16 protein-coding genes and 3 pseudogenes are annotated in these 18,908 nt (G+C 67.2%); 10 read left to right on the forward strand and 9 right to left on the reverse strand.

Annotation, left to right across the window (positions count from 1 at the left end):
- The first annotated feature begins 39 nt into the window (after window positions 1–39).
- The gene (locus OH809_RS10490) at window positions 40–1,311 is read left to right on the forward strand and encodes an MFS transporter (protein WP_406422657.1); all 1,272 of its coding nucleotides are present in this window, start codon (window positions 40–42) and stop codon (window positions 1,309–1,311) included.
- A 651-nt stretch (window positions 1,312–1,962) separates the two neighbouring features.
- Here OH809_RS10490 and OH809_RS10495 read toward each other — a convergent pair.
- On the reverse strand, window positions 1,963–2,838 hold the full coding sequence (locus tag OH809_RS10495) for a hypothetical protein (protein ID WP_406422656.1): 876 nt from the start codon (window positions 2,836–2,838) through the stop codon (window positions 1,963–1,965).
- Window positions 2,839–3,653: 815 nt separating this feature from the next.
- Here OH809_RS10495 and OH809_RS10500 point away from each other — a divergent pair.
- Window positions 3,654–5,183: a helix-turn-helix domain-containing protein gene (locus OH809_RS10500; protein ID WP_406422655.1), complete on the forward strand. Its 1,530-nt coding sequence runs from the start codon at window positions 3,654–3,656 to the stop codon at window positions 5,181–5,183.
- A 683-nt stretch (window positions 5,184–5,866) separates the two neighbouring features.
- Complete coding sequence (locus OH809_RS10505) at window positions 5,867–6,526, forward strand: helix-turn-helix domain-containing protein (protein WP_406515024.1); 660 nt, start codon at window positions 5,867–5,869, stop codon at window positions 6,524–6,526.
- Here OH809_RS10505 and OH809_RS10510 read toward each other — a convergent pair.
- Window positions 6,501–7,868 carry an IS30 family transposase gene (locus OH809_RS10510; protein WP_406416556.1) on the reverse strand — a complete coding sequence of 456 codons (1,368 nt, stop codon included), beginning with the start codon at window positions 7,866–7,868 and terminating at the stop codon, window positions 6,501–6,503. The genes OH809_RS10505 and OH809_RS10510 overlap by 26 nt on opposite strands.
- A gap of 165 nt (window positions 7,869–8,033) precedes the next feature.
- Between OH809_RS10510 and OH809_RS10515 the strand changes: the two genes are divergently transcribed.
- The 4 genes from OH809_RS10515 to OH809_RS10530 all read left to right on the forward strand — a co-directional run bounded on the left by OH809_RS10515 (window position 8,034) and on the right by OH809_RS10530 (window position 10,978).
- Window positions 8,034–8,639 carry a hypothetical protein gene (locus OH809_RS10515; RefSeq protein ID WP_406422653.1) on the forward strand — a complete coding sequence of 202 codons (606 nt, stop codon included), beginning with the start codon at window positions 8,034–8,036 and terminating at the stop codon, window positions 8,637–8,639.
- Window positions 8,640–8,665: 26 nt separating this feature from the next.
- A complete protein-coding gene (locus tag OH809_RS10520) occupies window positions 8,666–9,121 on the forward strand; it encodes a WhiB family transcriptional regulator (protein WP_406515025.1) in 456 nt (151 codons plus the stop codon).
- 268 nt (window positions 9,122–9,389) lie between these two features.
- Window positions 9,390–9,545 carry a hypothetical protein gene (locus tag OH809_RS10525; RefSeq protein WP_406422651.1) on the forward strand — a complete coding sequence of 52 codons (156 nt, stop codon included), beginning with the start codon at window positions 9,390–9,392 and terminating at the stop codon, window positions 9,543–9,545.
- A gap of 104 nt (window positions 9,546–9,649) precedes the next feature.
- Complete coding sequence (locus OH809_RS10530) at window positions 9,650–10,978, forward strand: hypothetical protein (RefSeq protein ID WP_406515026.1); 1,329 nt, start codon at window positions 9,650–9,652, stop codon at window positions 10,976–10,978.
- Between the two features lie 75 nt (window positions 10,979–11,053).
- Here the strand turns inward: OH809_RS10530 and OH809_RS10535 are convergent, their stop codons facing one another.
- The 4 genes and pseudogenes from OH809_RS10535 to OH809_RS10550 form a co-directional block, all read right to left on the reverse strand.
- The gene (locus tag OH809_RS10535) at window positions 11,054–11,617 is read right to left on the reverse strand and encodes a dihydrofolate reductase family protein (protein ID WP_406422649.1); all 564 of its coding nucleotides are present in this window, start codon (window positions 11,615–11,617) and stop codon (window positions 11,054–11,056) included.
- Window positions 11,618–11,997: 380 nt separating this feature from the next.
- A complete protein-coding gene (locus tag OH809_RS10540; RefSeq protein ID WP_406515027.1) occupies window positions 11,998–12,231 on the reverse strand; it encodes a hypothetical protein in 234 nt (77 codons plus the stop codon).
- 226 nt (window positions 12,232–12,457) lie between these two features.
- Window positions 12,458–12,616: pseudogene (locus OH809_RS10545) on the reverse strand (NUDIX hydrolase); the annotation flags it as partial.
- Window positions 12,613–13,356, reverse strand: coding sequence for a hypothetical protein (locus OH809_RS10550; protein WP_406515028.1), 744 nt, complete (start codon window positions 13,354–13,356; stop codon window positions 12,613–12,615). The gene OH809_RS10550 and the pseudogene OH809_RS10545, both read right to left, overlap by 4 nt.
- Before the next feature lie 177 nt (window positions 13,357–13,533).
- Between OH809_RS10550 and OH809_RS10555 the strand changes: the two genes are divergently transcribed.
- The 3 genes and pseudogenes from OH809_RS10555 to OH809_RS10565 form a co-directional block, all read left to right on the forward strand.
- Window positions 13,534–14,118, forward strand: coding sequence for a DinB family protein (locus OH809_RS10555; RefSeq protein WP_089014494.1), 585 nt, complete (start codon window positions 13,534–13,536; stop codon window positions 14,116–14,118).
- 20 nt (window positions 14,119–14,138) lie between these two features.
- A pseudogene (locus tag OH809_RS10560) lies at window positions 14,139–14,978 on the forward strand (IS5 family transposase).
- 397 nt (window positions 14,979–15,375) lie between these two features.
- A pseudogene (locus OH809_RS10565) lies at window positions 15,376–15,561 on the forward strand (ABC transporter permease); the annotation flags it as partial.
- A 3-nt stretch (window positions 15,562–15,564) separates the two neighbouring features.
- On the opposite strand, the gene OH809_RS10570 reads toward OH809_RS10565, so the two are convergent.
- The 3 genes from OH809_RS10570 to OH809_RS10580 are packed head-to-tail and all read right to left on the reverse strand — an operon-like array spanning window position 15,565 to window position 18,901.
- Window positions 15,565–17,085 carry an ABC transporter ATP-binding protein gene (locus tag OH809_RS10570; protein WP_406422647.1) on the reverse strand — a complete coding sequence of 507 codons (1,521 nt, stop codon included), beginning with the start codon at window positions 17,083–17,085 and terminating at the stop codon, window positions 15,565–15,567.
- Window positions 17,082–17,918, reverse strand: a complete 837-nt coding sequence (locus OH809_RS10575) for an ABC transporter permease (RefSeq protein ID WP_406422646.1) — start codon at window positions 17,916–17,918, stop codon at window positions 17,082–17,084. The genes OH809_RS10570 and OH809_RS10575 overlap by 4 nt, the downstream gene beginning before the upstream one ends.
- Window positions 17,915–18,901: an ABC transporter permease gene (locus OH809_RS10580; protein WP_406515029.1), complete on the reverse strand. Its 987-nt coding sequence runs from the start codon at window positions 18,899–18,901 to the stop codon at window positions 17,915–17,917. Before OH809_RS10580 ends, OH809_RS10575 begins: the two co-directional genes overlap by 4 nt.
- Between the last annotated feature and the right edge of the window lie 7 nt (window positions 18,902–18,908).

An 18,908-nucleotide genomic window follows, 5' to 3' on the forward strand; every position in this document is an offset into this window, starting at 1 on the left:
CACTAATGATCACCGGAGTCACCAGGGGGAGCGCGCAGCATGACCGGCACCACGGAGGCCCTTGGCGGGTCGGCTGCAGTCGACGATGCAGCACGAAGCGTCACGCGCCCGTTCTACGTATACGCCGTGCTCGCCAACACGCTGTTCCAGCGCGGCGTATTCGTCCTCTTCCTTTATCAGCGAGGCTTCTCCGCCGGGCAAGTGGCCCTACTGCAGACACTGCTCTACCTGGTCAGCGGACTTGCGGAGTTGCCGACGGGAGTCATCGCCGACCGAATCGGCAGGCGTGCCAGCATCGTGATCGGCCAGGTGCTGATAGCTGGATGTCTGCTCGGTCAGGTGGCGTTCTCCAACTACTGGGTGTTCCTGGCGCTGTTCATCGGGCAGGGCGTGGGCATGGCATGTGTGTCCGGTTCGGACACCGCCCTGCTGTACGACCTGCTCGTGCGTCGTGGTGCAACGGCCAGCTACGTCAAGATCAAGTCCCGGTTCACCATGCTCGGGACGGTCACCTCGGGAGCCGCCATCGTCTTCGGCGGCCAACTGCAGCAGATTTCCTGGGGAGTCGTCTACGTCGGTTCGGCGGCGTGCCTCGTCCTGGCCGTGGTGGTGCTGATGTCACGGGTGCCCGAGATCCGCGGCGCGGACGCGGTGGACGAGCAGGACGGAGCCGAGGAGGAGCACGGCGACGCCACAGCATGGCGGGCGATGCTTCGGGTCGCCACGCCGGCGCTCGTGACGCTTGTCGTGGTGTCCGGATTGATGCATGCGACTTTGACGCCGTACATCATTTTTACGCAGAAGACCCTCTCCGATCAGGGAGCGGGCACCGCATTGGTCAGCGTGGTCATATCGGCGGGATTCTTCGCCGGCGGGCTCACTTCATTGCTGTCGGACCGCGCGGACCGGCGCATCGGGTATCGGGTCATCGTCCCGGTGTCTCTCCTGACGCTCGCCGTGGCTCTCGGCCTGAGCGGCCTCGGCCTTGTCTGGGTCACCATCGCCGCGTTCCTGGTCCTGGTCGGAATTCCCGAGATCACCGCCGTGATCGTGGACAACGTGTTCAACGAGGCAGTGCCGTCGCGCCACCGGGCGAGCCTGCTGTCGATGATCGCATTCGTGGAGTCGGCGCTCATCGGCATCGGCTATCTCGTCCTCGGCGCGCTCATGGACGGGTTGGGCTCCAGTGTGGGCATGGCCACCTACGCCGCGGTCCCCCTGCTGGCATGTCTCCTGTGGCTCCCGGTGCTCTTCCGAGGGGCACGGGTGACCACCGAGATCGAGAAGCCCGCCGACCAAAAGGCATCCTGAAACAGACCATCTCGAGCAACGCCCCTGCCCGAGGGCGGGGGCGTCGAAAATGGCCCCTCGAATGGAGCCGGTGCGGAAACGTAGCCGGAGGGGGGTGGCGTGGACGGGCTGGACACGTTGCTGGTCGCTGCCTGCCCGGTGCTGGAGTGGCAGGCCATCGTCCACGACAACAGCGGCGGCGTGATGGCGATCTGAGCTCACACGCAGCGAGAACCCCCTGGTCAGCTCCACTCTCATTTCCCATGCCCCAGAATGGCCTCGATTAGATATTCATCTAATCAACAGTGGCTAGTTCAGAGGGCATGTCAAGTCTCATCTTCAGCGGCGGCTCTCACCGATGCCAGAAGCTGACCCGCAGCACAGTGAGCACGCGCGCGTTGTTCGGCAACGAGAAGCTGCGGCCACCCTTCCCAAGGCTTCAGCCTGCCCAGGACTCCGTCGCGGACCTCGATCTGGAGAACCTGGATCCCCGGCGATGGGGCATCACCGCCATCCATCGCTGCAGTGTCTGCAACCATCCGATCGCACAGAGCGGAACTGTCAAAGGACAGCCCGTACGATGCCGCCCATCTCGCACCGGCCTCCTCGGCACGGCGCCGCGGCGCGGCAGTCATCCGCTCGGCAGCCGCCCGAGCCGGCGCCCGACCGCGCTCAGGAGTTCTCGGACAGGACCTCGTTGCGCGGCACAGCGCTCCTCCGCTCCCGCACATGAGCATGGGCCACGAGGCCGAAGAGGAGCGCGAGGAGCGCGACCGACGAGCCCGCCGTCCCGAGGTCGAGACCCCCCTTGGCGACAGGCTTGGTGAGGAAGTCGCCGACGGTGGCCCCGAGAGGGCGCGTGAGCACGAACGCGATCCAGAACAGCAGGACGTTCGGCACGACAGGCACCCGCATGAGTGCGAGAAGCACCACGAGCAGCCCGGTGACGAGAAGCGCGCCACCCGCATAGCCGAGTCCGGAGCTGTCGGAAAGGAAATCACCCATGGAAGTGCCGAGCGTGTTCGAGACGAGAATCGCCGACCAGAAGAGAGCCTCCCCTCGGAAGGTGACGATGTCGCGGATGCAGAACGTCAGCCCGGTGAACTTCCAGATGACGAAGATGGCAATCAGGAGCGAGATCAGGATCGCGGCTCCCGTGGGGTACCCCAGTCCCAGGCCTTGCGGCCCCCAGCCCAGCGACGTGGTCCCGCCGGAAAGGTATTCAGAGCTGGCGTCACGGTTCATGAAGTCGGACATCGTGGTACCGGCCATGCTGGTGGACAGAATGACGGTCCAGTAGAAATAGGGGTTGTAGTGGGTGGACCTCAGCTGCACGACCAGCGTGACGACGAAGATCAGGAACAGTGCGACCGTGGTGAGGAAGTAGCCGAGTCCGAGGGTCTGGGCGAACAGGTCACCGGCCGTCTCGCCGAGCGTCGTCGCGGCGATCTTCATGATCCAGAAGGCCAGGGTGACCTCCGGCAGCTTCTTCATCACGGAGTGACCGGTGCCGGTGTTCAGGTCGGTAAGGAATTCAGACTTTTCCAATGTCAATCACTCCTGGTCGGCCGATCGGCGCCTCGCTCTCCCGGAGTGAGCACCTTCCACGTCATGGATGAGTGGACATCACAGTGTTGCGGGCGCGACGCATCCCGTTACTCGATGGCACTGCGTGTCCGCAGGTATTTATTACTTCTTTGAACACGGAGACGAGCGTGCCGATTTTGGCTGACAGCCTCCCCCGCGACAGGTAGTGGTCTCCCTGTCGTCGGGGAGGCCGTAATTCGAGGACACGGCGGCGGCCCTTGGTTTCGGCGTCATGGACGCCGACCGATCCTGCCCGGCACGTCACCCAGATGCGGGGCGGCTGCGCCGACGCCCGCGTGGGTGGGAACGGGGCGCCGGACGCACCACCCCTGCGCTGCTGTCGCGCCAGGGCGCTACGACGTCGCGCGCCACTAGCGTCGGCGATCCCGCTGCCGTGGTCGCGGCGGACGAGACGCAGACACAGACACAGACGGCGCCCCGGCAAGGGAACGCCGCCGGGGTGCACCAGCTCGGGGAGACCCGCCGCACCCCGGCAGGATCGCGCTGTCCGCGGCGTGACACCCGGACGGCTGTGCGCGGTGCGCTCCGCGCCACCCGCGCGGACGCGCCCCGCGTGCCGGACCGCCGCACCGGGCAGACGATGGGAACGGTGGCACGTACCCGGAATCGGAGACGGGGCCGCCGCGGCAAGGCTCATCGCCCACCTCCCCCACCATCCCCCACACTTCCCGTCCTCACCTGCTCTCATCGCACCCATCACCCGAATGCCACACCCCCGCACGATCTCCATCTCATATCTGAGATAACCTGGCGCCATGTCAGACGACTACCTCGTACGCATCGGCAAGCTCATACGTGACGCCCGTCAGCACCGGGGCTGGACACAAAGTCAGCTTGCGGAGGCGCTCGCCACCAGCCAGAGCGCCGTGAACCGCATCGAGCGCGGTAATCAGAACATCAGCCTTGAGATGATTGCTCGCATCGGTGAAGCGCTCGACAGTGAGATCGTGTCGCTCGGCTACGCCGGGCCGATGCATCTGCGGGTCGTCGGCGGGCGCCGGCTCTCCGGCTCGATCGATGTCAAGACCAGCAAGAACGCCTGCGTGGCCCTGCTCTGCGGCTCGCTGCTCAACAAGGGCCGTACGGTGCTGCGCCGGGTCGCCCGGATCGAAGAGGTCTACCGCCTCCTCGAAGTGCTGAACTCCATCGGTGTGCGCACCCGATGGATCAATGACGGGACCGATCTGGAGATCGTCCCGCCGGCCCGGCTCGACATTGCCGCCATCGACGCGGACGCCGCCCGGCGGACCCGGTCCATCATCATGTTCCTCGGCCCGCTGCTGCACCGCATGGACCAGTTCAAGCTGCCGTACGCGGGCGGCTGCGACCTCGGCACCCGGACCGTCGAACCGCACATGATCGCGCTGCGCCGGTTCGGCCTGGAGATAGCCGCGACCGAGGGTCTCTACCACGCCCGGATAGACCACTCGGTGACCCCGGACAGGCCCATCGTGCTGACCGAGCGCGGCGACACGGTGACGGAGAACGCGCTGCTGGCCGCCGCCCGCCACGACGGCACGACCGTCATCCGCAACGCCTCGTCCAACTACATGGTCCAGGACCTGTGCTTCTTCCTGGAGGCGCTGGGCGTACGGGTCGACGGCGTCGGTACGACGACGCTGACCGTGCACGGTGTCCCGCACATAGATGTGAATGTCGACTACTCCCCCTCCGAGGACCCGGTCGAGGCGATGAGTCTGCTCGCCGCCGCCGTGGTGACGGAGTCCGAGCTGACGATTTGCCGGGTACCGATCGAGTTCTTGGAGATCGAGCTCGCGGTGCTGGAGGAGATGGGCGTCGACTGCGACCGCACGACGGAGTACCCGGCGGACAACGGACGTACTCGGCTGGTCGATCTGACGGTCCGGCCCTCCAAGCTGGAGGCCCCGATCGACAAGATCCACCCGATGCCGTTCCCCGGTCTCAATATCGACAACGTGCCGTTCTTCGCGGCCATCGCCGCCGCGGCGCAGGGCAAGACGCTCATCCACGACTGGGTCTACGACAACCGCGCGATCTACCTGACGGACCTCAACCGGCTGGGCGGCCGCCTCCAGCTCCTGGACCCGCACCGGGTCCTGGTGGAGGGCCCCACCCGGTGGCGCGCGGCCGAGATGATGTGCCCGCCGGCGCTGCGGCCCGCCGTGGTGGTACTGCTCGCGATGATGGCGGCCGAGGGGACCTCCGTACTGCGCAATGTGTATGTGATCAACCGCGGTTACGAGGAACTGGCGGAGCGGCTCAACTCGGTGGGCGCGCAGATCGAGATCTTCCGGGACATCTGAGAAACAGGGCAAATCGTCAAAATTGCCACATGCGACGATAGCCGCTGGACTTGCCCGTTGACCTGGGAAAACCCCCCCCGATACCTTCTCGCAGCTTCCCGCAGTTTCCGGCATCTTGTGCAGTCGATGTGCAAGATGATCAAGGAATGCTGACGACGCGTCAGGGAGATTTTCGCGCGACCGAGACCCCGTCACTCTTTACGGAGAGTAGCGGAGCCTCGATGTGTTCCCAGGTCAGAGCCACGAGGGCTCTCCCGGCCAGCAACTCTCTGTGCTAACTTCGCTCGGACATGAAGGCACCGCCCCATACGGGCGAGCCATCGTGTGCAAACTTCACGGCGCCCTGCGCCCGCCTCGGCGGAACAGAGCGGCGGCAACACCGGCGGGCACGCAGCACAAAGCCCCGAAGCGCGTAAGCACTCCGGGGCTCTCTGTGGAACGGACCTGCCGGTCCTGTTAACCAACCGAAGACCGCGCTTATCAACTTTGGCGAGTAGAGCGCGCGGAAACCGGCCTCAGAAAACAGGTCCGAACCGATGTTTAGTCTGCCACACGGCAGGCTGCCCGCATGAGTCGACGAGCCAACTCAACCTGCCGTTTTGCCTCCTGCTGGCCTGCCTGCACCACGTCCTCCGGGCAGTGGCCCCACCGTCGCTGTCCCAGTCGAACCCTTCCTGACGATCATGCCTCTGGCGTGGCTGGCGCCCCTTCCCGGGGACGCTGTCCGCGTCGCCAGTCTTGTCCTCGATCTCGGCCACAGAGGACAAGGCTCGTACGCCTCTGATCAGTGGATCGCCGATGCCCTCGGCCTGCACCGCGTGACCGTCAACGGCTACATGCGAGAGCTGGAACGGCTGGAAGACGGAACCGCCATGACCGCGGTTTCCACCCACCGCTCCACGCTCACCCGCAGGCTTCGGCTGCTGCGCCGTGACGAGAACGGGGCCCCGGCGGAACGCTTCTTTCGCGCTTCCGCGTACGCCCGCAACGCTCTGCGCGGCAACCGTTTCAAGGTCTACGCGTACGCGTCGTTCTGCGCCGACACCGGGACCGAATTCCGCAATGCGCAGGCCGGCCGCGCCTGCGGCATCACGGGCAAGGACACCGTCCGCCTCATCGTGCGCCGCCTGGTTGCCGAGGGCTGGCTTACCCAGACCCAGGAAGGCGGCGGCCTCCAAGGCGCACGGTACGAGGTTCATCCGGCCCCGGTCCTCCACCCCGATCCGACTACACCCACTGCCCCCGAAACAGCTACAGGCCCCCACCCCGATCCGGCTGCACAGCCCGGGTTCAAGGAGTCGTCGCAACACTTCCGTTTTATGTTGATAGTAGATGACTGTTGAGAGTCTCGGAGGGTGTCCTCCAGCCCAAGGTTTTGCGGGGGCGGCCGTTGAGGGCAGCTGCGACGGCAGCGAGATCCTCGCGGGTGTGTCTGCTGAGGTCGGTGCCCTTCGGGAAGTACTGCCGTAGCAGCCCGTTGGTGTTCTCATTCGTGCCGCGCTGCCAGGGGCTGTGCGGGTCGGCGAAGTAGATCTCCAGGCCGGTGTCGATGCGGAGTTCGGCGTGCTGCGCCATTTCCGAACCCTGGTCCCAGGTAAGGGACTTGCGTAGTTGGGCGGGTAGGCGGGTGATCGCTTCCGTCAGGGCGTCACGTACGGCTGCGGCTCCGTGGCCGGCCAGTGCGGGGCCGTTCTTGGCCCGTGTGCCGTCGTGGCCGGGCATGGGCGGTAGGTGCAGCAGCATCGTGAACCTGCTGGTGCGTTCGACCAGGGTGCCGATCGCGGAGCTGTTGAGGCCGATGATGAGGTCGCCCTCCCAGTGGCCGGGGACCGCCCGGTCCTCCGCCTCGGCCGGCCGCTGACTGATCAGCACGTCCTCGGTGACGAACTTCTTCCCCCGGCCGGCGGTGCGAGCCCGGGGCACCCGCAGCGCACGGCCGGTGCGCAGGCAGGCGACCAGCTCGCGCTTGAGTGCTCCCCGGCCCTGGATATAGAGGGCCTGGTAGATCGCCTCGTGAGAGATGCGCATGGAATCATCATCAGGGAAGTCGACCTTCAGCCGGTGGGAGATCTGCTGCGGACTCCACGAGTTGCCCCAACGGCGGTCCTGGCGCCTCGGCTTGTTCCGTCCCTTCCACGGCGGTGCCGCAGGTCCCGGCGCCGGCATGCCGTCCGGGCGGCGGATCTCTCCGGCCAGGCGGTCCTGGACGTACTCGTGCAGCCGCTCGCTGCAGGCAAGTTTGGACGGCTTCGGCCGCCGCGCGGCCAGCTCGGCCTTCCACTGCGCGATCGACGCCCGGTAGGCGAGTTGTCCGCTGCGGGTGGCCGCATTGCGCCGCAGTTCCCGCGAAACAGTGGACGGGTGCCTGCCCAGCCGACGGGCGATCTCCCGGACCCCGGTGTTCTGAGCCTTCAGCACAGCGATCTCCTCGCGCTCTGCAAAGGAGAGATACCTGCCCGACACCGGGCCCAGCTCGATCGACGGCATACCGCCACGTTCCCGGAACCATCGTGAGCCGACCGGCCCCGACACACCGCACGCGATCGCCGCGTCCTCGCTGGTCAGCCCATCAGCGATCTTCTTCCAGAAGGCACGCTCCACATCCCGGCGGACCGGCGGCCTGCCCGGAGACCGCATCGCCGGGCGCCCCGTCACCGCCGTCGTCCACCCTGCCGGTCGCCCCATCGGACACCTCCATGATCGAGGTGTTGCGACGACCGGTTGAATCCACCCAGAACACAACTCTCGGAACAAGCGCGCAAGGTCGTCTGTGGTTCCGCCCGTAGGGCGCATCAGGTTGTAGCGCGAGACCCTGCGGACACCCCGGCCGCGAAGACGTTTCCGAAGGCAGTGGCCGCACGCGAAGCGGCTTCGCCGGAACCGCAGGACTCGCCCACCAATCTGACCGTCTCGGCCGCCGCCCACCACGTCCTCCGGGTGCTTCCGGTGGAGCTGAGCCCCTGGCAGCGGTGGAAGACGGGCGAGTCCATCGACCGGGCCGTCAGCGAAGCCTGCGGCGACGTCGAGCGCATCGCGCACCGGGTCAACCGCCACCTGGCCGACGAGGAGCGCGTGACCGACCCGTACCCGTGGATCGTCAGCCGTGGTCTGCGCAACTCCCCCTGTCCCGAGGGCGCATGCGAGGACGGCGTGATCTGGCCGACCGGCGAGACCTGCCGCATCTGTGTCGAGCGCTGGGCCGACCGCCGTGGAACGCCGGTCGCCTTCCGCAGTTCGGCGCCGGTCTTCGAAGTGACCCAGGTGTGCCAGGAGTGCGAACGCCCATGCCGGGGCGAGCCCTCCGCCGACGGGATCTGCGCCGACTGCCGCGCCGAGATCAGCCGCGCCTTCGCCGCTTTCCTCGCCCCTCGCCACGAACTCGACACCTGCGACCACGAGCAGTGGAACACCCGCCGCGCTGCTGAAGTACGCACACGAATCCAGAGGTCGGCATGACCCGCGTCATCTCCAAGGAGGCCCACGTGACCCCCGCGTACGGTGCACGGACCAACTCCTCTCCACTCGACTGGCAGACTGCCGCCGCCTGCCAGGGCGAGGACTTGGAACTGTTCTTTCCCAGCGGAGCAGGAGGCGCGAGCACTGCCGCACAGCGCAAGGCGCTGGCCATCTGCGCGCGGTGCCCAGTGCGGGATCAGTGCCTGATCTGGGCACTGGAGAACCGCGCCGACTTCGGGGTCTACGGCGGCATGAACCACAAGCAGCGCCGCGAGATCACCAACCGCGCTCCGGGGACCAGCCCGTACGCCCCGGGCGCAGTCGGAGCCCCGAAGCCTCCCACTGACGAAGCGAAGCCCGCCGTCGTCCGGCACTGCAAGCAAGGCCATGAGCTGACCGAGGACAACATCCTCATGCAGGGCAAGCGGCGCCGATGCCTGACCTGCGAGACCGCGAAGTCCCAACTGCGAGCAGCGACATGAGCGGGCGCAGCAACGCCGCCCGCGGACGCCTCGTAGGGAACCCCCGAGGGCCACCCCGTCCGCGCACCACGCGAAGGCGGCCCCGAATCCGGTGACTGCAACACCGGCCGGGGCCTACGACGAACCCCCAACGGCCTGGGAGAACGCGCATGAAAAAGGTACCGCCCCGCGTCCCGCCCGTGGACCGAAGGACCGCCAGAAAGACCGCCACCCATCTAGCTCAGGGATGGACCCGTCACGAGCCACCGCGGAGCACGGAGGTCAACCAGTGACCCCCGAGGAGCACGCCAAGGCCGAGGCCGAGGAGACCGCTTACCTGTCCGCCCTGCTCGCGGACACCGACGACGAGCGCATCGCGCAGGCCGCCGAGGCGGCTGGTGTTGACCCCGAAATTCTCCGCATCGCATTGGAGGGCGGCCTGTGAACCGCAGAGCCCTCGACCGGCCCGCCGGCCTACCGCACGAAAATCCCAGGACTGCGGGCGAAGTTGCGGAGAATCGCCGGAGCTTTATCGGGCAGCACCCCAAGATGCGTATGGCCACCGCCTACGCCATGGCAGGCGTCGCAACCGCGCTCGCCGTCGTCGGCGCAGCCGGTTCCATCGGCACCATCACCAGGGCCGCCACCGCTCAGGACATGACGGGGTGGCTCTCCTGGACGCCGTGGGCGGGTGCGGAGGGCGTTTTGCTTCTCCTCGCGATATACCGCGTGTCCAACGGTCTGCGCGGGCAGAGCAGCAGCCTCGCCGTACGGCTCGCGTCCTGGGGTGCCGCGTTCCTCGCCGTCACCCTCAACGTCGCGCCACAGATCCAGGATCGCGACGTGCAGGGCGTGTTGTTCCACGCCGCAATCCCGCTGGCGACGATCGCCGGTATCGAGCTGCTGGAGCGCGAGGTGAGTAAGGCTCTCGCCGTGGCTATCGGACAACAGCAGTACGAGGCGGAGGCCGCCCAGCGGGCGCTCCTGGTGCGCGCGGACCGCTGGGTACGCCGTGCCGGTCGCGGTGGCCGGCGCACTGCTCCGATGTACCGGATGGTCGCCCGCCGCTACGCCGAGGCAGTCCTGAGTCAGGACCCCGCCAGCGTCGATGACATGACCATGCGCGTCCGGGGATTCGCTCTGCACGACGGTGCTCAGCAGTACCTCACCCCTCCGGCCTTCGAGGTAGCGGTGAAGCGTGACGCCGCCGCCTCTGAGGAGGAGCGGCATGCGGTCGCCGATACCCACCCCGAGGAGATCGAGGGGCCTATGGAGCACCCGGCTCTGCCCTCGGGCTCAGTACCGGTCACAGCAGCCATGGCCGTCAACACCATGGCCTGGAAGGGACCGAACAAGGCCCACCCGACGGTATTCGTCGCTCCTCGGGTAAAACCAATGAGCCCTTACCCGCCAAGCCTGGTGAACCGGGTGGAGAGGAGCACAACCGCCGGGCAGGAAACCGCAGCTCCAGTACCCGCCAAGGAGGTCTCGGCTCCCCGTGAGCCGGACACCGCCGAGTTACCCGCCACGGAGCCGTCGCCGCATCCGGCGCGTACCGCCCCCGCCCACCCCGTCACCGCAGCGACGCCAGGCAAGCGACCACAGGCCAAGGCCATACGGAGGCGCCCCACGCTTTCCCACGAAGAGCGCATGACCGCCATTCGGGACGCGTTCCCTGGCAGTGACCCGCTGTCGGTCTACGAGGTTCGGCGGAAAGTCAGCGGCAGGGATCAAGCGATCCGTGTCGCACTTGTCGGGTTGGGGCGTTGGAAGCGCGCCACCGAAAACACCGCGGCTGTCACCCGGAACGTACGATCCCTTCACCATCCCTGGAGTGCGTCAGACTTTGTGGCAGGGTCCGAGGTTGACCGGTCATGAAGGGTGTCTGGGTGAGCAGATCGCAGAAGCCGTCCCGGCAGGTGTCCGTGGACGAGCAGATCCGCCGTCGGGCACTCAGCGCCTGGTCTCGTACCTGGTCAGCACCACGCCGTCGGGAAACGTCCGGGTCTCCACCAGGCTCAGGTTCACCCAGTTGTCCAGGGCTGTGAAGAACGGCGTGCCGCCGCCCACCAGGACCGGATGGGTGACGATCGCGTACTCGTCGATCAGCCCGGCCCGCATGGCCGCCGCGGCGAGTGTGGCACCGGCGATGTCCATGGGGCCGCCGTCGTCGGCCTTGAGCCTGGTGATCTCGGTGACCGCGTCGCCGGTGACCAGACGGGTGTTCCAGTCGACCGTGCTGGTCGTAGAGGAGAACACCACCTTCGGCATGTCCCGCCAGCGGCCGGCGAACTCGATCGCCTCCGGTGTGGCACCCGGCTGTTTGTCGGCGGTCGGCCAGTGGGAGCTCATCGTCTCCCACAGCTTGCGCCCGTACAGCGCCAGGCCCGTCGCGTCCACCCGGTCGGACCACCACTGGAACAGCTCGTCGCTCGGCACGCTCCAGCCGAGGTCGTCGCCGGGCGCGGCGATGTAGCCGTCCAGGCTCATGTTCATGCCGAAGGTCAGTTTCCGCATGGCGTCAGCCTCCCGTGAGTCGGTATTCGGCGTACAGACCAGCACGGCGCGCAAAACTCATCGGTCAGGCCACACCGAGGGCCAGTTGACCACCACGCCAAGCAGATGCTCCGTACGGAAAGGAAACCTCCGACGTACCGGCGGGGACGGGACGAGCCCGCCGCCACCGCTGTGATCTGCGCTGTTGCAGATACCCCGTACGGTGAAAATCTCACTAACCGGAGGCTAAACATACACACACTGAACCCAGCTATACCAAGATCAAACCCTGCCAACTCCTTGACGCATGACATCCCGTCCACCGATCGGGCAGGTACACGCAGCCTGTCCGATCGGCGTGCCGCATTGCGGCACCGCGTTCTTGACTCGCGTGCCGCTTACTACGTCCTGTTTCTGAACTGAAGAGCTGGGGATCTCTCAGGCTCAACCGCGTCTCTGTCCGAGACGTTGATGAGTATGTTGAATAGCCACACCAGCCTGATTGACCTAGCCACCCCCAGCGCCAGCAAGGATTCCGCGAGCCAGCCAATATCGCCGATTGATTTCGTTCGGTCGACTATTAAGAGTGCCAGACACCCGGCCGAGATGAGAAGCATTCCGGTGAGGATACTCACCCAATTCTTTCGGAGGCTGCTACCGAAGCGCCTTCGCAACTCACGCATGTCGCGACCATTCGAGCTTGCGTATTGTGCTATCGCCGCGGTACCGAACCCTCCAACCAGAGCAGAAATTGACGCTACGGTCGTATAAATATCTTTCCTGCGGTCTGCCGTCAAGCCGTCCATGATGCCAGGCATCGACGTCCAGCGTGAAGTAGCGAAATGCCCCCAACGACCAAAGCAGATCCCAGCCCGGTTTGTACGTCGGGTTCACCAGGAGCACACGTCCAGCCGCGTCGCGCAACAGCACGTCGGCCGCGACACGCTTGCGGGCCTGCGTGGCGTTACCCTCGGCGAGATAGGCATTCCATGCTTCCGGGTCGGCGGGTGTGGGCCTCATGTGGGGGTGCCTCCCCTTGGCGTGATGATGTCGGCCAGTAGCAGCATTCTGGCCCTACGGGCGTCATCGAATCTCACCAGGTACTCCCGCAGTGGACCGTAGCCTTTGTGGCGGTCCAGGAGACGGCGCAGGTCGTCAAGCTGGTGCACAACACGGATCGATCCGAGCGTTGGGCTCATGCTGAGCAACTCGTCGCCGACGCTCACTGCGGCATCGAGGTCTCCACGCCGGACATGGATGTCCACAAGGACAATGCGGCTCAGTGCAAGGGACCTAGTTCGCCCCGACTCCCGAAGTGTCACCGCCTGCTCGGCCTGCGTCAGCGCCTGATCATGCTGCTCCAGGTCACGCAGGATCAGCGCGGATTCACTCGCAAGGGCAGCGGCGTCAAAGGGACTCAGCCAGGGATGAGCAGCATCCGCCGATCCGTCGAGCGTGTCATGGGCCGCTTCGAGAGCGCGCACCGCTGGCGTGCGCTGTGCCCCTGCGGCCAAAGCTCGGGCCTGCATCGTTTGGAGCCGTGCAGTGAGCGAGGGAATTCGCGGACCCCGGCCGGCGAGGTCGAGCCCGGTCTGAGCCCAGCGGGCGGCACCCGCTGTGTCACCCGTCTGAAGGGCGAGGTGGCTATTGCTCGCGGCGACGTTCGCGGCAAGCGGTAAGTCCCCGGAGGTGCGGGCCAGCGGCAAGGCTCGGCTGAAGTGGCGTGCGGCGAGATCGTCTTGACCGGAGTCATGGGCCATCCACCCGGCCATCTCCGTCAAGGCCGCAGCGACGGCGAATACTTGTGAGCCACTCCCGGTGTCGACCAGTGGAGCAGGTCAGGGCGGCGGCCATGGCCAGGCCTCGGCTCTGCCAGTCGTTGCGGACCACGTACGGGATCTTGAGACCACGAGCAGCCCATGGCAGGCTCATGCCGCATGATCGATGAATTCGCGAAAGACAACCTGCACGGGAGACTGCGGCGGGACCGCAAGGCGCTGCTCTGGAAACTCGACGGCTTGTCCGAATACGACGCCCGCCGACCTTTGACAGCGACCGGGACCAACCTCCTCGGCCTGGTCAAACACGTGGCCACCGTCGAGGCCAGGTACTTCGGCGAGGTCTTCGACCGCCCTTCCCCGGAACCGCTGCCCCGGTGGCAGGACTCCAACGGCAGCGATCTGTGGGCGACCGAGGACGAGACCCGCGATCAGATCATCGGGTTCTACCGGCGCACGTGGGAACACTCGGACGCGACGATCAACGAGCTTCCCCTCGACGCCCCCGGCCACGTGCCGTGGTGGCCGGAGCCTTATGCCGACACGAACCTGTTCGCCATCATGGTCCATGTCCTCGGCGAGTCCATCCGGCATGCCGGGCACGCCGATATCCTGCGCGAGGGCCTCGACGGCCGGACCGGGTTGCGCGCCGAACACGAGAAGCAGATCGACGAGGAAGCCCGTGCAGCCTACTGCGCGAAGATCGAGCAGGCCGCCAGGTCGGCCGCACCAATCAAGGCTTAGAGGTTGTCTCACGTGACTTGATGTTCGTGCGGCATGATGCCGGTCGTGGTGCTGATCTATCGAAGCGTCTGGTTCCTGATGAACTCTGGGAGCTGGCCGCCCCGTTGCTGCCGTCGTTCGCTGCACGTCCGCAAGGTGGTGGAACCGCTCCGTGTGACCGGCGGGCCGTGTTCACGGCAGTGGTGTACGCGCTGACCAGCGGCTGTGCCTGGCGGCATCTGCCGCCGACGTTCGGAACGTCGCCCGCCACCGCGCATCGCCGCTTCACGGTATGGACCGAGGCCGGCCTGTGGCGTCGGCTGCACCGGGCGGTGCTGGACGAACTCGGGGCCCGGGGCGAGGTGGACTGGACCTCGGCGATCGTCGACGCAGCCTCCGTTCGCGCCAAAAGGGGGGATCGCTGACCGGGCCGAACCCGGTCGATCGCGGCAAGAAGGGCAGCAAGCTGCACGTGCTGTCCGATGCCCAGGGCATCCCGCTCGCCGTCGCCGTGTCCGGCGCGAACATGCACGACAGCCTCGCCCTAGCCGCTCATCCGCGGCATACCCGCCGTCCGGTCCCGCCGGGGACCACAGCGGCGCCGACCCGTCAAACTCCGCGCGGACAAGGCGTACTTCTCCGCCGAACACCTGGCCTGGCTGCGCGAGCGCGGGCTCGTCGCGCGCATCGCGCGGCCCGGCATCGAGTCCGGCGAACGCCTCGGTCGGCACCGCTGGAAGATCGAACGGTCGATCGCTTGGCTCTTCGGCTACCGCCGCCTCACCGTCCGATACGAACGAAAGGGCTCGCACTTCCTCGCCTTCCTCGGCCTGGCCGCCGCCCTGACCTGCTACAAGAAGCTCGCGAAACTTGCCACGTGAGACACCCTCTAAATGTCGGAGAGCTCATGCCCTATGAGGGCGATGGGTGGATGCTCACCAGGTCCGGCGACAGGTTGTGGAGCGAGCGCAGAGGCGCGTCCCGCGTCCCTTACAGCCTGCGACCCAGGATCGGATCGCAAAGGCGCTAACGCCAACGGGGACCGCACACCCGCTCCTTCTCAGTCCCCAACCTCGTCGCTTTGCCTCAGCGGAGTCCGCCCGCTTCATCACGGCGGCTACGGCCGACCGTTGACAGTGGCCTCGGCCCGCGTATGCGTCGAGGGCAGTGTCATGGCTGCCGCTTCTGCTCGGCCCACCACGCTTCGACGTCCTCCCAGTCGTAGCGGAGGTACTTCCCGGTGCGAACGCCCTGCGGGCCCGTCTTCGCGCACCGCCGGGCATGCTGTTGGGTGGGGCGAGCCCGCTGATGGCCGGGGCGGTGCAGCTGTTCGTGCTGATCGCCCTCATGGCAGTGAAGTCCGTCGCCGTGCCGGTCACGATTGAACTCGTTGCCCGCCACCACCTGTTCCGCCCCGCCCGGAGCGAGCGCGGCAGTCCAAGTCCTGGCGGGCGATCGGGGTAGCCGTCAGGTGGGCGTCAGGAGTTGTGCGGTGGGGCCGTGCCTGGTGAGGCGTCCAGCGTCCAGTATGTGCACGGTGTCGGTGTACGCGGTGACAAGGTGGAGTTCGTGGCTCACCAGGGCTATGGCCATGTTCCGCTCGGTGCGCAGGCGTTGCAGGAGTTCCATGACGGCGGTGGCCGTTCCTGGATCGAGGGCGGAGGTGATCTCGTCGCAGAGCAAGTAGTCGGGTTCGGTGGCCAGTGCGCGGGCGATGGAGACTCGCTGGCGCTGGCCACCGGAAAGTTCGCCCGGGTGACGGTGGGCGAAGTCGGCTGGTAGTTCGACCTGTTCGAGAAGTGCGCTGACCTTGGCCGGGATCTGGTCCCTCGCGAGATCGGTGTGCAGGCGGAGAGGGCGGGCCAGGGCAGCACCTATGGTGCGGGAGGGATTGAGTGCGGCGAGGGGGTTCTGCGGGACCAGTTGAATGCGCCGGTGGTGCTCGCGCTGCCGCTTGCGGATGGTGCGGGCGAGTGGCTGTCCGTGGAGCGTGAGGATTCCGGAATCGGGTCGGTGCAGGCCGGCCAGGACACGCAGCAGGGTGGTCTTGCCGGAGCCGGAAGGGCCGACGATGCCGGTGGCGGAGCCGGGAGGTGCGGTGAAGTCGACGGCGTCGAGGGCATGTTGCACGCTGTTGTGGCCGTGGAAGGCAACACTGATGGATCGTGCGGTGATCCCCTCGTCCGCTGCGGTGTTCGCGCCCGTTCCTCGCGCTGATGTCACGGAGCGGGGGGCGGGAACGCGGGGCGGGGCAGAACCGGTGAGTCGGATGACCTGGTCGGCGCAGGTGTCGACGAGTTCGGGGTCGTGGCAGGCCATGACGATGGCCAGGCCGCGTGTGGCGGCCAGGTTGCGCAGCAGGTCGGCGATTTCGTCGCGCAGCGCGGTGTCAAGTCCGGCGGTGGGTTCGTCGAGGAGCAGGATGTCCGGGGTGCGGGCCAGGGCGCGGGCGAGAGCGACGCGGCGTTGCTGACCTCCGGAGATCGCGGTGGGTCTGCGGTCGGGGAAGCCGCCGTCAGTGGGCAGGCGGCATTCGCGCAGCAGGCCGAGGACAGCCTGGTCGCTGGTATCAGTCGCGGTTTCCGCGATGAGACGGCGGATCTTCATACGCGGGTTGAGCGCAGATCCGGGATCCTGCCCGACGAAAGCGATCCGAGTGCGGCGCAGTTCACGCAGAGCTGCGGGGGTGAGGGCGGGCACGTCGTGGCCCAGGACGTCCAGGCCGGTGCAGGTGAGTGCGGTACCGGCGGGGAGGTGGCCGATCAGGGCACGGAGCAGGGTGGTCTTGCCGGACCCAGAGGCTCCGGTCAACACAATGATCTGTCCGGCCCGGATGGTCAGGCTGGTAGGACTCAGGAGTACGGGGCCGTCGGGAATACGGATGTGGAGGTCGACCACCGTTGCCAGCGGTGTGGGTTCCCCCGCCCGACCCGATGGGGAGGTGCCGAGGGCGTCGTCGGTGCTGAAGGAAGCAGCGGCGTTGTTCATGGGATGGTCACCGCCTTGCGTGTAGAGCGGAGGGCGAGGGAGGCGGAGGCGAGGTTGACGCTGATGGCAAGGGCGGCGATGGCCAGGCTCGGGGCGACGACGGCCCATGGGTTGAGGAGGATGCCGGGGGCGTTCTCGCGGACCATCAGCGCCCAGTCCGCTGCCGGTGGTTGTGGGCCGATCTGGAGAAAGCCGGCCATGGAGATGACGTAGACAGCTTCGACGAAGCGCAGGCCGAACAGGGCGAGGACGGTGGCGCGCAGGTTGGGCAGCAACTCGCGTGCGGCGACGTAGGTAAGTCTTTCGCCGCGAGCCAGGGCAGCCTCGACGTATCCGGCACTCGCCAGGGGCGCGGCGGCGCTCGCGACGACGCGTATGGCGTAGGGAGTGCCCAGGACGGCGGCGGCGCTGATCACGGCCCACCGTCCGCCGCCTGGCCAGGCCAGTGCGATGAGCATGATGCCGAGCACGGGTGGCAGCAGGATGAACACGTCGGCGGTACGTTCGACGGCCCGGCCCACCTGGGGGTGCAGAACCGCAAAGCAGCCCAGCAACATGGCCAGCACCGTCACAACGGCAGCGACCAACAGGGCGCTGCCGATCAAGGCCGTACCACCGTGAAAGAGACGACTCAGGACGTCGCGTCCGAGCAGATCGCCGCCGAGCACCGCGCCGTCCCCGGCCACCGCGTAGGGAGCCGTGATGGGTTTGTCGAGGGGGTGGGCGGCCAGGAAGGGGCCGGTCAGAGAGAGCAGAACGAGAAGGAGGCCGGGCGCGACCCGGCGCGCCACATCGCCCCGGATCCAGACCTTACGGCCCGCGGTGGTAGTCATGACTGGGCTCCCAGGGTGCGGGCCCGACTGAGGTCAGCGGCGAGCAGGACGACGCTGATGGCCGCGCCGGCGCAGATGACGACACCGGCGATGAGGGGGGTGTCGCGGGTGGAGACCGCGCTGGCCAGCACGTTGCCGATACCGGGGTAGTTGAAGAGGGTCTCCACGACGACAGTGCCGCCCAGGAGCATGCCGGTGGAGGTGGCCAGGCCGGTGGCGATGGCCGGTACCGCCCCGGGAAGGGCGTGACGCCAGATGATGCGGTGGGTCGGTAGACCGTCGAGGTAGGCGGCCTCGACGTGGGGAGTTGATGCCTGATCGGCGAGCGCGCCGCGCACGATGGTCGTGTTCCATCCGGTCTGCGGGATGACCAGAGCCAGTGCGGGCATGATCAGCATGATCCAGGTGGCCGGGGTGCCGTCGGAGCCGGTCGTGGTGACGGCGGGCAGCCAGCCCGTCCACAGCGACAGGACGACCAACAGCACGACGGAGACGACGAATTCGGGGATCGCGAAGGCCGAGGTGGAGGCGTGGCCGATGATCCGGTCGGTCAGCCGTCCTGGCCGCGTCGCCGCCCAGCAGCCCAGGGCCAGCGACACCACGGCGGTGAGCATAAAGGCGACAGCCGCCAGAAGCAGGGTGTTAGGGAAGGGGTCGGCGAGCAGGTCGGTGACCTTCTGCCCGCGGGCACTGGTACCCAGGTCGCCGGTGGGCAGGCCCGTCATCCAATCGATGAACCGTTCCCACACCGGCCGGTCCAGGCCCAACAGGTGGCGTCGGGCCGCCACATCTGCGGCGCTCTCACCCCGTTCGGAAGTCGCGGTGGCAGCATCGCCGGGCAGCAGCTCGACAGCAGCGAACACCAGGGCGAGAAGGATCGCGAGCATCAGTACGCGCCGCCCCGCGGCCACCGCGATGCGGCCGAGGAACGGGAGTGCCCGGGGTCGCGCGGTGGCCGCCCCTGTGCCGGCAGAAGCGGCCACCGCGCTG

It is taken from the genome of Streptomyces sp. NBC_00873 (assembly GCF_045207415.1).
Classification (GTDB): domain Bacteria; phylum Actinomycetota; class Actinomycetes; order Streptomycetales; family Streptomycetaceae; genus Streptomyces.

Excerpts from the sequence above, each read along its gene's own strand:
- OH809_RS10490 (WP_406422657.1), top strand. The coding sequence starts at position 40 with ATGACCGGCACCACGGAGGCCCTTGGCGGGTCGGCTGCAGTCGACGAT.
- OH809_RS10500 (WP_406422655.1), top strand. The coding sequence starts at position 3,654 with ATGTCAGACGACTACCTCGTACGCATCGGCAAGCTCATACGTGACGCC.
- OH809_RS10505 (WP_406515024.1), top strand. The coding sequence starts at position 5,867 with ATGCCTCTGGCGTGGCTGGCGCCCCTTCCCGGGGACGCTGTCCGCGTC.
- OH809_RS10510 (WP_406416556.1), bottom strand. The coding sequence starts at position 7,868 with ATGGGGCGACCGGCAGGGTGGACGACGGCGGTGACGGGGCGCCCGGCG.
- OH809_RS10530 (WP_406515026.1), top strand. The coding sequence starts at position 9,650 with ATGCGTATGGCCACCGCCTACGCCATGGCAGGCGTCGCAACCGCGCTC.
- OH809_RS10535 (WP_406422649.1), bottom strand. The coding sequence starts at position 11,617 with ATGCGGAAACTGACCTTCGGCATGAACATGAGCCTGGACGGCTACATC.
- OH809_RS10550 (WP_406515028.1), bottom strand. The coding sequence starts at position 13,356 with ATGGCCCATGACTCCGGTCAAGACGATCTCGCCGCACGCCACTTCAGC.
- OH809_RS10555 (WP_089014494.1), top strand. The coding sequence starts at position 13,534 with ATGATCGATGAATTCGCGAAAGACAACCTGCACGGGAGACTGCGGCGG.
- OH809_RS10570 (WP_406422647.1), bottom strand. The coding sequence starts at position 17,085 with ATGAACAACGCCGCTGCTTCCTTCAGCACCGACGACGCCCTCGGCACC.
- OH809_RS10575 (WP_406422646.1), bottom strand. The coding sequence starts at position 17,918 with ATGACTACCACCGCGGGCCGTAAGGTCTGGATCCGGGGCGATGTGGCG.